The organism is Vibrio sp. 1-Bac 57, from assembly GCF_037546855.1.
Lineage (GTDB): Bacteria > Pseudomonadota > Gammaproteobacteria > Enterobacterales > Psychromonadaceae > Psychromonas.
This window is the reverse complement of sequence record NZ_JALAAC010000056.1, coordinates 1-13,852: the sequence shown is the minus strand read 5'-3', so window position 1 is coordinate 13,852 and position 13,852 is coordinate 1. Positions and strand designations below refer to the sequence as shown.

The 13,852-nt window shown below is 38.1% G+C and carries 9 protein-coding genes; 5 read left to right on the top strand and 4 right to left on the bottom strand.

Annotated elements, in window-relative coordinates; genetic code table 11:
• Positions 1 to 377: 377 nt before the first annotated feature.
• The gene (ppc, locus tag MT391_RS19770; protein ID WP_166373295.1) at positions 378 to 3,020 is read right to left on the bottom strand and encodes a phosphoenolpyruvate carboxylase; all 2,643 of its coding nucleotides are present in this window, start codon (positions 3,018 to 3,020) and stop codon (positions 378 to 380) included.
• 164 nt (positions 3,021 to 3,184) lie between these two features.
• Entirely contained in the window at positions 3,185 to 4,330 is a 1,146-nt protein-coding gene (gene argE / locus MT391_RS19765) for an acetylornithine deacetylase (protein WP_166373297.1), read from the bottom strand.
• A gap of 671 nt (positions 4,331 to 5,001) precedes the next feature.
• Here argE and argC point away from each other — a divergent pair.
• The 5 genes from argC to argH all read left to right on the top strand — a co-directional run bounded on the left by argC (position 5,002) and on the right by argH (position 11,017).
• Complete coding sequence (argC, locus tag MT391_RS19760; RefSeq protein WP_499499743.1) at positions 5,002 to 6,012, top strand: N-acetyl-gamma-glutamyl-phosphate reductase; 1,011 nt, start codon at positions 5,002 to 5,004, stop codon at positions 6,010 to 6,012.
• A 12-nt stretch (positions 6,013 to 6,024) separates the two neighbouring features.
• Positions 6,025 to 6,810: an acetylglutamate kinase gene (argB, locus tag MT391_RS19755; protein WP_166373301.1), complete on the top strand. Its 786-nt coding sequence runs from the start codon at positions 6,025 to 6,027 to the stop codon at positions 6,808 to 6,810.
• Positions 6,811 to 6,830: 20 nt separating this feature from the next.
• On the top strand, positions 6,831 to 7,739 hold the full coding sequence (locus tag MT391_RS19750) for an ornithine carbamoyltransferase (protein ID WP_166373303.1): 909 nt from the start codon (positions 6,831 to 6,833) through the stop codon (positions 7,737 to 7,739).
• Positions 7,740 to 7,766: 27 nt separating this feature from the next.
• Positions 7,767 to 8,975, top strand: a complete 1,209-nt coding sequence (locus tag MT391_RS19745) for an argininosuccinate synthase (RefSeq protein WP_166373305.1) — start codon at positions 7,767 to 7,769, stop codon at positions 8,973 to 8,975.
• A gap of 161 nt (positions 8,976 to 9,136) precedes the next feature.
• Positions 9,137 to 11,017: an argininosuccinate lyase gene (gene argH / locus MT391_RS19740; protein WP_166373307.1), complete on the top strand. Its 1,881-nt coding sequence runs from the start codon at positions 9,137 to 9,139 to the stop codon at positions 11,015 to 11,017.
• A gap of 459 nt (positions 11,018 to 11,476) precedes the next feature.
• On the opposite strand, the gene MT391_RS19735 is transcribed toward argH, so the two are convergent.
• Together MT391_RS19735 and MT391_RS19730 are read right to left on the bottom strand one after the other, a co-directional pair.
• Entirely contained in the window at positions 11,477 to 12,268 is a 792-nt protein-coding gene (locus MT391_RS19735; protein ID WP_499499741.1) for a 2OG-Fe dioxygenase family protein, read from the bottom strand.
• A gap of 494 nt (positions 12,269 to 12,762) precedes the next feature.
• Positions 12,763 to 13,308, bottom strand: coding sequence for a gamma carbonic anhydrase family protein (locus MT391_RS19730; RefSeq protein ID WP_166373311.1), 546 nt, complete (start codon positions 13,306 to 13,308; stop codon positions 12,763 to 12,765).
• Positions 13,309 to 13,852 lie beyond the last annotated feature (544 nt).

Sequence of the window (13,852 nt, the reverse complement as noted above, 5' to 3'; positions counted from 1 at the left end):
GTAAACTAGATTGCTTTAATATTGCGTTTTTATTACACACAGAAAGCTATCTAACCATTAGTATTTGTAGGATATTAACATGGTTTAGCTCAATAAAATGTGTAACAAATAAGGAGTTTCAATAATTGGACAGTGTGATGGTTATTTGAACTATATGAAAAAATATACCGATATAGCTAGGTGTCGTTTGAATTTATTAATGTTTGAAGGTGTTGTTTAAATATAAGGGTGCGGGACTTAAAATGAATATTAGAGCGATATGATCAGCGTTGAGGGTAATGAACCCCTCTTTATTGATTGTATAAATACAATAATAAAGAGGGGTAAATATTACTAGTTACTGGCTACTATGACCAGTTGCTATGTAAGCCTAGTGATTAACCTGTATTACGTAAACCAGCCGCGATACCTGCAATAGTAACCATTAACGCTTGGTCAATATCTGGGTTAATCGTTTCATTTTTCTCACACGAACGTGAACGAGACAATAACTCAGCTTGCAGCATATTTAGTGGATCAACATACGGGTTACGTAGTTTGATTGACTCTTTTATCCAAGGTTGTTCTTGCATTAACTGGTGATCTGGAATGGTTTCTAAAACCGTTTCGCGAGTTAATTTCAGGTTCTCACGTAGGCGTTCACCTAAAGGCCATAACTCTTTTGGTACTAAACGTTCTTCATAAAACTTAGTTAACTCTTCATCAGCTTTCATGAATACCATTTCAAACATTTCTAAACGAGTATGGAAGAAAGGCCAGTTAACATACATTTCTTGTAATAGGTCTTTTTTACCTTCATCGAGTAATGTTTTAAGTGATGTACCTGCGCCTAACCATGCTGGCAACATCAAACGGTTTTGACTCCAAGCAAAAATCCATGGAATTGCACGTAAACTTTCAACGCCACCGTTAGGCTTACGCTTAGCGGGGCGGCTACCCAAAGCTAATTTTCCTAACTCTAACTCTGGTGTCACGCTGCGGAAATAAGGCACAAAGTCAGGCTCATCACGTACAAAGTGGCGATACTCTTCACATGACTGCTCTGCAAATTGTTGCATTACATCTCGCCATTCTTGTTTTGGTGCTGGTGGTGGCAGCAAGTTAGCTTCTAAAATAGCGGCGGTATAAAGGTTCAAACTGTGTACCGCTACTTTTGGTAAGCCAAACTTAAAGCGGATCATCTCGCCTTGCTCTGTTACACGTAATCCACCTTTTAAAGAACCTGGAGGTTGTGACAATAATGCTTGTTGTGCTGGTGCACCGCCACGACCAATTGTGCCGCCACGGCCGTGGAACAATACTAATTGAATATCATTTTGCTCACTGATTTTAATCAATGCTTCTTGCGAGGTGTATTGCGCCCAGTTAGCCGCCATTACGCCTGCATCTTTCGCTGAATCAGAATAACCAATCATGACATGTTGCTCACCGTTAATATAACCACGGTACCAGTCAACTGCATATAAGCGTTTCATAACGTCGGCTGCATTATTCAAATCGTCTAATGTTTCAAATAATGGAGCAACAGGAATACGGAATGGACAACCTACTTCTTTTAGTAGCAATTGCACTGCTAGCACATCAGAAGCTTGGCGAGCCATTGAAATAATATAAATGCCTAAGGCTTCAGGGTCAGTTGCTGCAACGACTCTACAAGTATCTAATACTTCTTGAACGTCAGCGGAAGGCTTCCAAGCAGAAGGAATAAGCGGGCGTTTACTATTTAGCTCTTGTAATAAGAAGGCTTGTTTATCTTCTTCATTCCAAGCGTTGTAATCGCCAATACCTAGGTAACGTGTTAATTCAGATAAAGTATCTCCATGGCGTTCACCATCTTGACGGATATCTAATTTAACCAGGTTGACACCAAAACAGTTTACACGGCGTAAAATATCTAATAACAAACCGTTCGCAATAGAAGCCATGCCCATATTGATCAGAGAGTTGTAACATAACTCTAATGGCTGTTTAAGCTGCTTAGTTGTGATGATGATATCTTTTGCATTGCTTTCATGGCCTTGCAAGGTTGCGCTTAATGCCGTTAATGTTTCTTTTAATTCGGTACGTAATTTACGTAGGATTGCACGGTAAGGTTCATCAACACCTTCACCCACAATAGCGCGTAAAGCTGGGTCACAGTTATCCATTGATAACTCTTTAGTTAGTTCCTGAATATCTTCAAGGTACAAACTTACAGCGACCCAACGGCTAGTAATTAATACTTCTTTGGTAACTTCGGCCGTTACAAATGGATTACCATCTCGGTCTCCACCCATCCATGAAGTAAATTTAATTGGCGAAGCGTCAAGTGGTAAAGAGATACCTAAACCGTCCTGTAAGGTTTTGTCTAGTTCACGCACATATTGAGGAACAGCTTCCCATAGGCTGTTTTCAATAACCGCAAAGCCCCATTTTGCTTCATCTACAGGTGTTGGGCGGTTTTTACGAATATCATTGGTATGCCAAGCTTGTGTAATTAACTGCTCAAGACGTATTAACAACTGGTCGCGTTCTTTATCTGAGATATCAGTGAGTTCTAAAAGACTTAAACATTGGTTAATAGCACTGTGTTTGTGGATCAAAGTACGACGTGTTATTTCCGTTGGGTGTGCTGTTAGCACCATATCCATTTTTAATTCAGCAACTGTTTTTTGCATCTCTTCTTCTGAGATATCGCTGTTTTTTAATTTTGAGATTAATTGCTGTAGCGGATCAGGTGCACAAACACCAGTATCACAATGGCGAGAAATACCATGGAATTGTTCTGCGATATTCGCTAGATTTAAAAAGTGCGTGAATGCTCGTGCTACTGGTAATAATTCATGGTCACTTAAGTTTGATAACACTTCAATCAAACGCTCGCCATCTTGGTTATTACCTGCGCGAGATGATTTAGAAAGCTGACGAATGTTTTCAATTTTTTCAAGGAATGACTCACCAAGGTGGTCGCTAATACTTTTTCCAAGTAATTGACCTAATAAACTAACATTGCCTCGCAGGTTTGCATATTCTTCTGTCATCGTACTTCCCTATTCCTGTAATAAAATTACAATTTCTTGTCGTAGAACTAAATAAAATACCACAATGAAGAGGCTAGTCAATCTAGCTTCGCTTGCGTTATATATTTATTTTCTTGAAAATGATTTTTTCGTAATTTAATTACGAGAAAATTACGCCTTATATTTTATGAACAATAGTGATGAATAAGTTTTGTTATTACCTCTTGTGTTGGCTTTACAAAGGAGAGATCTAAAAATTCATTCGGTTGGTGTGCTTGAGTAATATGACCTGGGCCGAGGACGATGGTATCGCAGCCTAATGCTTGAATAAATGGTGCTTCAGTACAGTAATTAGCGCTGGTGGCTTTGTTACCAGTATAAATTTCCGCATTATCGATCAAATCTGAATGCAGTGGGCACTGATAAGAGGGGATCGGCTCATGCAAATGGAACATTTCTATACAATTTGGATAGCGTTTTTCAATTTCGGTTAATGCCTCTTTCACCGTAATAAATAATTCATTAGTGGTGACACCAGGAATAGGGCGCATATCAATATGTAACTCACAGCAACCACAAATACGGTTAGGGCTATCACCACCAGTGATCGCACCAAAGTTGAGTGTCGGGTAAGGCACTTCAAAGTGTGGATTGTTATATTTTTCTTTGAAAGTTTGCTGCACTTTCTTAAGTTCAGACAATACTAAATGCATTACTTCAATCGCATTCAAGCCTTTATCCGGATCTGAGCTGTGGCCGCTTTTACCGGTAATACGGATCCCTTCAGACATATGCCCCTTATGCATAGTCACCGGTACCATGCCTGTCGGCTCACCAATCACAGCATAATCAGGTTTAAAATGTTTTTGCTCGGAGATCTGTTGAGCACCAGACATGGTAGTTTCTTCATCTGCAGTCGCTAAAATACGTAGCGGTTTAGTGAGTTTTTCACGGTCGATTGTTTTTAATGCTTCTATAACAAAAGCAAAAAAACCTTTCATATCGATAGTACCTAAACCATATAAACGGTTGTCTTTTTCTACCACTTGGAATGGATCCGTCTGCCACTTACCTTCATCATAAGGCACGGTATCGGTATGGCCAGCAAGCAATAAGCCACCGTCACCTGAACCCAGTGTTGCTACTAAGTTAAACTTGCCTGGTGCTGCTTTTACTTCAGTGATCTCGGTACTAAAGCCGAGGTCAGTTAACCATTCTGCAAGTTGATTGATCACGGCAACGTTACTTTGGTCCCATGCACTATCTGTGGAACTAATGGAAGGTAGTTTGATAAGGCCTTTATATAAGTCGATGAAAGCTGGTAATGACATACTGTTCCTTAATATTGAGCTTAAGCTCATTGTATTAACTCACTGTTCCACTGTTGTGGCTAAAATAAATGATTTATTAATAGGAAAATCACTTATTTTATTGATACAAGATCACACTATTAATACAACGAGTTATAAAGATGATGTTTATTAATGAATAGACCTACTTTGGTATATTCTGTGTTTGCTACAATTTTTTACATTATTCTGTGGTGGCTCTAAATATTTAAGCATTTTTATTTTATGCCTGAATGTGCGTAATATTAAAGCTATTTTTATGCTCATAAAAAAATAACTAATTGGCTTACTTTTTATCTTTTATCCAACGCAAGCAACTTTATCATTTTATTCGAGCTGTAAAACACAGGCTCGATTAGCTGTAGCACGCCAATAATCAACTGAAAATGACTTTTAGATACAAAGTTTTAAAAAATAAATATATTTATATTCAATTGCTTACATTTTATTTTTGAATGATTTTTAGAAGCCGAAATAAGCAAATTATTACAAGCAAAAAGCAATTTAACACCTTTTAAATATTTATTCACATTTATTGAATAAATAGTCACTTTGATTTAGAGTATAGCTTTATATCAAGTGACTCTACCTTTATACTGTTACTCGAGTTTATTTATCACATATTAAGTCAGTAATTAATCAGGAATTTTTTTATGTTAAAAGCGATTGTAGTGGGAGCTAGTGGTTACACGGGAGCAGAATTAGCGACGTTTTTAACGCGCCACCCAAGTATCGAATTATCTGGGTTATATGTTTCTGAAGGTAGCTTAGATAAGGGTAAAAAAATCTCCGATTTATACGGCAATTTACGCGGTTGCGTAGATTTACCACTACAACCTCTCGGTGTGAGTGGCATTAAAGCCGCTTGTGAAAATATAGACATCGTTATTTTGGCAACAGCACATGAAGTCAGCCATGACTTAGCGCCATTATTTTTAGCTGAAAATACTGTGATATTTGATTTATCTGGTGCATTCCGTGTGCAATCGGCTGGATTTTATGAAAAGTATTATGGTTTTACGCATCAATACCCTGAGTTATTAGCACAAGCCGTTTATGGTTTGGCTGAGTGGAATGCTGAGCAAGTGAAAAAGACTGACTTAATCGCTGTTCCGGGATGTTATACAACTGCATCATTAACCGCATTAAAGCCATTGTTTGAAGCGGGATTAATTAAATCAGGTATCAAACCAACGATTAATGCTACTAGTGGTGTTAGTGGTGCAGGCCGTAAAGCCAATGTAGCCAGTAGTTTTTGTGAAGTGAGTTTACAGCCTTACGGTGTATTCACACATCGTCATAAACCAGAAATTGATCAACACTTGGGTACAAACGTAGTCTTCACGCCACATTTAGGTAGTTTTAAACGTGGTATTTTAGCGAGTATCAATGTGGTTGTGAATGAAGGTGTGACTAAACAACAAATAGATCAAGCTTATCAAACTGCTTATGCAGATAAACCGATTGTGCGTTTAATGGAAGGGTCTTTTCCTGCGCTTAAAAATGTAGTCGGTACGCCTTTTTGTGATTTAGGTTGGGCGCTTGATGGCGAAGATTTAGTCGTATTTAGTGCTATTGATAACTTACTTAAAGGTGCTTCATCACAGGCGATGCAATGCATTAATTTACGTTTTGGTTTTGATATGACGACTTCTATTTTATAAAACGGATCCTCAATGACACAATCACAACAAAAACCGCTACTTATTAAGTTAGGCGGAGCAGTACTAGAAAACAATCAAGCATTGTCTAATTTATTTACCGCGCTGACAGAATATTTGGCAATACAACAACGTCCATTATTGTTAGTGCATGGTGGTGGTGTGATTGTGGAAGATGTACTTAATAAAATGAACATAAAAAGTGAAAAGAAAAATGGTTTACGTATTACACCATTTGATCAAATTCCATATGTTGCAGGTGCACTTGCAGGTACATCAAATAAATTATTGATGGCAAAAGCATTACAAGCAGGGTTGTCGGCGGTTGGATTATCATTAGCTGATGGCTTTAGCTGCTCGGTGAAGCAGATGGACCCAGATCTAGGTGCAGTGGGAGTATGTAGCCCTAATAATCCAAAACTTATTAATAGCTTGCTAGGTAATGGTTTCTTACCAGTTATCTCATCGATCGCGATAGGTGAGGATGGTAATCTTTATAATGTTAATGCAGACCAAGCTGCGATTGCTATTTGTGAGCTGGTGGGCGCTGAACTTGTATTTTTATCCGATGTGGATGGAGTATGGGACGCACAGAAACAGGTTATTCCTGAGTTAAATACACAACTAGCTGATACACTTATTGCTGAAAATGTGATTCAAGATGGAATGGCTGTCAAAGTAAAAGCTGCATTACAAGCCGCCGATGAATTAGGTTATGTAATGTTAGCAAGTTGGAAAAATCCAGAGAATTTAGTGTCATTGCTTGCAGGTAAAGCAGTGGGAACCAAAGTAATTAAATAAAGAATAAGTAGAGAGTGACAATGGAAAATTTATTAACCGGCATGGAAATGACTCAACAACAAGCATTAGACTTGATTGCATTGGGTAAAGATTTAAAAGCCAATCCAAGTAAATATGCGCAGGCATTAGCCGGTAAAAGCGTTGTTACTTTATTTGAAAAGCAATCACTACGTACACGTGTTACTTTTGATATTGGTGTTAACAAATTAGGCGGCCATGCCGTTTATTTAGATCAAACGAATGGCGCAATGGGTAGCCGCGAAGATGTGAAAGATTTTGCTGCTAATATTTCGCGTTGGGCAGATTGCATTGTCGCGCGTGTATTTGATCACAACACACTGCTTGAAATGCAGGAGTATGCAAGTGTGCCAGTGATTAATTCACTGTGTGACTTGTACCATCCGTGTCAAGGCATGGCGGACTTCTTAACCATTGCACAAAACTATGATGATTTAACAAAAGTTAAACTCGCTTATATCGGCGATGGTAACAATGTAACGCATTCATTATTTATTGCCGGCGCTATTTTAGGTGCAACGGTAACGGCTGTTTGCCCACTGGGTCATAGTCCTGATGCGCAAATCATGAAAAAAGCAGAAGAAATTGCAAAACAAACGGGTGCAAAAATTACTGTAACCAATAATATTGATGATATTAAAGGTTATGATGTTGTTTATGGTGACACTTGGTTATCAATGGGCGACGATACACCGTTAGAACAAATTAAAGCTAAATTTATGCCGTACCAAATTAATCAAGACTTACTTGACCAAACCGGTATTAAGCATATTTTACATTGCCAACCAGCGCATCGTGGTTTAGATATCACCTCAGATGTAATGGATGGTCCAGCTTCATTGATTTTTGATCAAGCTGAAAATAGAATGCACATACAAAACGCTATTATGCTTACCTTAATTAATAAATAAATAGATGTAGACGAAAGGAAATAATCAATGAGTAAAGTTAAAAAAGTTGTTCTCGCTTATTCAGGCGGTCTAGATACATCAGCAATCATTCCATGGTTAAAAGAAACTTATGATGATTGTGAAATCGTAGCGTTTTGTGCCGATGTAGGCCAAGGAGCAGAAGAATTAGTTGGTTTGCACGAAAAAGCAATTGCTTCAGGTGCTTCTGAATGTCACATCGTTGACTTGAAAGAAGAATTTGTTAAAGACTACATCTACCCAACAATTGCATCTGGCGCAGTGTATGAAGGTACTTATTTATTAGGTACTTCTATGGCTCGTCCAATCATTGCAAAAGCTCAGGTTGAAGTTGCATTAAAAGTAGGTGCAGATGCCGTTTGTCATGGTTGTACTGGTAAAGGTAATGACCAAATTCGTTTTGAAAGTTGTTTTGCTGCATTAGCACCAGAGCTACGTGTTATTGCACCTTGGCGTGAATGGGATATGGTTTCTCGTGAAGACCTATTGGATTACCTTGCTGAGCGTAATATTGAAACAACGGCTTCAGCAACAAAAATCTACAGCCGTGATGCAAATGCATGGCACATTTCGCACGAAGGTGGCGAGCTAGAAGACCCATACAACGAACCAAGTAAAGGTGTTTGGACATTAACGGTTGATCCGCTTGATGCACCAAATGAACCAGAATACGTAACGTTAAAAGTTGAAAATGCACGTGTTACTGAAGTAGATGGTGTTGCTTTGTCTCCTTACGATGCGTTAATGGTATTGAATGAAAAAGCCGCAGCACATGGTGTGGGCCGTATCGATATCACTGAAAACCGTACAGTAGGTATGAAGTCTCGTGGTTGTTATGAAACGCCAGGAGGTACAGTGATGGTGACTGCACTTCGTGGTATTGATGAATTAGTACACGACAAACCTTCTCGTCGCTGGCGTGATCAAGTGGGCCAAGAATTTGCTCACTTAGTGTATGACGGTCGTTGGTTTACACCACTTTGTGGTTCTTTATTAGCGGCGTCTGAGTCACTAGCAAAAGATGCAAACGGTGAAGTAGTTGTACGTCTATATAAAGGACAAGCAACAGCAGTTAAGAAACGTTCTCCAAATAGTCTTTACTCTGAAGAGTTTGCTACATTTGGTGATGATAACGTTTATGACCAAAAACATGCTGAAGGTTTCATCCGTTTATATTCACTGTCTAGCCGCATTCGTAAGCTAAACAGTAACAAATAAACAAAATATGTTATAAAATTCCTGCCCTCGGTTATCGAGGGCAGGAATTTCTATTTATAAGCGTTTTTAAAAACCAGTGCGTTTATAAATAGAAGTGAAATTAATAGTAATCCCTTAACAAATGGATTTGGCATGATTGCCAAGTCAGAATGGAGTAACAAATGGCACTATGGGGCGGACGTTTTAGCCAAGCGGCAGACGTAAAATTTAAATTATTTAATGATTCCTTGAAGTTTGACTACCGTTTAGCTGAACAGGATATTATTGGCTCAATAGCATGGTCAAAAGCGTTGTTAGCGGTAAATGTATTAACTTCTGATGAACAAATTAGTATTGATAAAAGCTTAAATGAATTGCTAGTTTCAGTACAAGCCAACCCAGAGCAAGTATTACAATCTGACGCCGAAGATATCCATTCTTGGGTTGAAGGGCAATTAATCAATAAAGTCGGTGATTTAGGTAAAAAATTACACACAGGTCGTAGCCGAAATGACCAAGTTGCTACAGATTTGAAATTATGGTGTAAAAAAACCGCACAAGAGTTAATTGTTCACCTTAATACATTAGAAGCTAAGTTGATTGAATTAGCGCGTATTCATCAATCTGTTGTCTTACCAGGTTATACGCATCTACAACGTGCTCAGCCAGTGACATTTTCACATTGGTGTTTAGCTTATTTAGAAATGTTAGAGCGTGACCATAGCCGTTTAGAAGATTGTATTGATCGCATGGATACTTGCCCATTAGGCAGTGGTGCATTAGCCGGTACTGGTTATCCGATGGATAGAACAGCATTAGCACATTCGCTAGGTTTTAAACGCGCAACACGCAATAGTTTAGATTCAGTGTCAGACCGTGACCACGTTGTTGAATTGATGAGTTGTGCAACATTATCAATGGTACATCTATCACGTATGGCTGAAGATTTAATTTTCTATAATAGTGGTGAGTCTGGTTTTATTGAAATGTCAGATCAAGTGACATCAGGTTCGTCATTAATGCCACAAAAGAAAAATCCAGATGCAATGGAATTGATTCGTGGTAAGTCTGGACGTGTATTTGGTTCATTAGCCGGTATGTTAATGACATTAAAAGCGTTACCACTTGCGTATAACAAAGATATGCAAGAAGACAAAGAAGGTCTATTTGACGCATTAGATACATGGGGTGACTGCTTAGAAATGGGTGCAATGGCGTTAACAAACCTTAAAGTCAATGAAGAACGTACTAAAGAAGCTGCACAGGGTGGTTACTCAAATGCAACAGAATTGGCCGACTATTTAGTTGCCAAAGGGATCCCTTTCCGTGAAGCACACCATATCGTAGGTGTTGCCGTGGTCGCAGCGATCGAAAAAGGCGTACCATTAGAAGACTTAACCGTTGCAGAGTTTAAGCAATTCTCTAGTGTGATTGAAGATGATGTTTATCCAACCTTAACATTAGAAGCAACTTTAGCTGCGCGTACCGCATTAGGTGGCGTTGCACCGCATCAAGTGGAATTTGCATTAACAGAAGCTGAGCAACGTTTATCTAAACGTGGCAAGTCAGGCATTGTTATTAGAACAGCAAATGTTGAAGATATAGACCGTATTGAATCAATGGTTAATTACTGGGCCGAGAAAGGTGAAAACTTACCACGTGATAAATCAGATTTAGCAAAATCAATTGATGAGTTTGTTGTCACTGAACTAGACGGAATAGTAGCAGGTTGTGGATCTGTCCACATTTATGACACAGGTTTAGCTGAAATTCGTTCAATAGGAATCGAACCTGGTTATGAAGGCCGTGGCCAAGGTAGTGCGTTGGTTGAGCTATTAGTGAAAAAATCAGAAAACTTAGCGATTAAACGTTTATTTGTATTAACGCGTATGCCAGATTTCTTTATGAAACTAGGCTTTAGTCCAGAAAGCAAAGCGACTATGCCAGAAAAAGTCCTAAAAGATTGTGCTATGTTTGTCAGTGAACATGCCAATAGTGAAAAAGCGCTCGAGTTAAACTATAAAACTAGTATGTTACTACACAAAGAAATGAGCAAAAACTAAAATTAAGACTCTGCAAATCCTGTAAATAAAGGTGTGTTTCGATTATTTGAATCTAAGTAATGAAACACACCTTATTATTGTAACTACTCAGGCCGTCGCTATTTAAGCCTATTTCTTCGTTGAAAAATGCTCATTTAAACCACTAAACTGCGCTTTTTCGCCTTGAACTAAGCATAAATAGCTTAGCCCTGAGCATTTACGTTTTTATTTTGGTAAAAAGCACTCAGTTTTAATGGGTGCTGAGTAATTACTTATTATTTATATATAAGTTGTGATTAACTGCCACCTGTCCGAAATCCTACCAAACTAGCTATTCATTGATCTATTCCGTGAATTTTCGTCCCTTTTTAACAATGCCTCGTATATCCAATGTTGGCTGAAGTTGCATGTTAAATGAAAGACGCTAAAGCACTTGTACCAATTCTATTAAACAAGTTCAGTTAATTAGTGTGATGGGTATTAACCATTATCAAGCACTGCATCCGCAAAATGTTGACGTAAAATACGATTTTGAAAAGTATCGTTAAAACGTGCATTTATGATAATAATGAAGCGCTCAAAGGAATGTTGTTGATCAAGTGCTTGTACAGAAGAGATATGGTGAAAAACTTCATCATCTTGAATATGTAGTATTTCACCAGGGGCTAATGTCGTTTTTGAAATGACCTGCTCACCTGCTTTATCTTTATAAATAGTATTAACTCCTCCCGTCACGTTATCTCTATTAAGTACAAGAATACTTAAGAACTTACTACCATCTTGATGAATGCCTTGACCTTGTAAAGGATCTAATGACTGCTTTCCTTTAACACCTGTGATTTGCATAAGGATCGGCTCGTTTGGAGCAATACGCCAAAGTCCCGCCCAAGCCTTAACAAATTCTTGTACATCATCACGCGCTAAGAAATTTTTATCGAGTGCGGGATAATGCCGTAATTTATTCGCCATTGTATCGGCATCGTTATAAGCCCCCCCTTGTGCCATCGGACAATTATCTAATACTTTAAGCTCGCTGCTTTCATTGAAATAAAGCCAAGACATACTTTTCCAACGTGTTTCAACATAAGGGTCCTTTGGTAGGTCATCTAAATAAGACTGCCATTCAGTTAGGTTTATCTGCTCACTGATACAGGTTTTACTCCAACATTGTTTATCAATATCTTGCCTAACATGGACTGGCCAAAAAGGGAGTTTGGCTAACAAAGGCGGCATGCTTGGATTTTGCACATAATCAACGTTTATATTTTTCATTGTATTTCCTTTTATGAATAGTTTTTAAAGAAAGAAGTCAGAACCTATTGATCTTCTAACGGGACAAAAGGTATAGCCTCATTGTCTGGGTATCAATTTAAGTATTCATTTAGAGGGAGATAAAAAATTGTTTAACGTAAACGGTGAGATTTATTTAATCTAATGGGGACGGTTTGAACGTACTTTAATTGATGAGCGTTGTATGTTCGCTGATTGGGGTTGTTGTAAAAGGGGGAACAAGTTAGAAAAGTTTATTTACTATTAATCCCAGTTGTTATGCACTGATTGGTATTAATGACTGATCTTAATCTGGAGCCTTATAAATTCTGCTATAGAATTCAAACATGCAGTTAAAAAGAATAGATAGTTGAAAAGAGTAGATAAATAGATGATTAGACGAATAGGTAGTTAGATGAGCAGTACATAGCTTATTCTTAAAAGCCGCTGTACTGCTATTTAATAGATAACGAAGTATTTATTGCTGCTGATGGCGGTTATGCAGAAGTTTCTTCAAGATACTCATTTTTTAAATTAACGTAATGACTGGCAGAGCGTTTTAAAAAAGCAAATTCAGCTTCAGTTAAAGCACGTGCTGCTTTTGCAGGAGAACCTACATATAAAAAACCAGAAGCTAACACTTTATTGGGGGGCACTAAGGAGCCTGCTGCAAGGATCACTTCATTTTCAATATGAGCACCATCTAATACAATCGCACCCATACCAATTAAAACACGATCGCCTATAGTACAAGCATGTAACATTGCTTTATGGCCAACCGTGACGTCTTCACCAATATTCAGGGAGTAACCATCAACGGTTGCTTCACCTTTTCTAGCCACATGCAGAATGGAGCCGTCCTGAATATTAGTACGAGCACCCACATAGATAGAATTAACATCACCACGTAAAACACACATCGGCCAGATATTCACGTCATCTGCCAAGTGAACATCACCGATTATGGAAGAAAATGGGTCAATATAAACAGCATTACCAATTGTAGGATAGATATTCTTATAAGGACGTAGTGTAGGAAACATAATAAACCTTCTTGATCGACATAATAAAAGGCCACTATACGACACAAAAGTGTGGATAACAAAATCAAAATTGTGGATAACTTGTGTTCAAAGTAGGTATAAAAATTAATTGCAATAAATCGCAATAAAACACTTGCCAATGTGATCTCAATCCCTATAATGCGACCCCACAGACACGGGGTGTGGCGCAAGTTACCCAGCGAGTTTGAGAATAGTTTTTAACGTATTAACGCTTCGAAGTTTGCTTCGAAATTAAGTTAAATTAAAACGTTGACAATGTTCGAAAGGCGCGTAATATACGCCGCCTAGCTGCAAGGCGCGCTCTTTAACAATTTAATCAAACAATCTGTGTGAGCACTTGTTGTTGATGTGATTTCAAAAAATCAAAGTCCTACTTGTTAGGCAACATCAATAATGGTGACACACGAAATAATTCATTTACATTGAAAGATTTATCTTTCAATGAATAACGAAGCGAATGAACTTGTTCAATCGCAGTTATTTCAGAATAATAAATTGTTAGTTTCTTATATTTATATAAGTA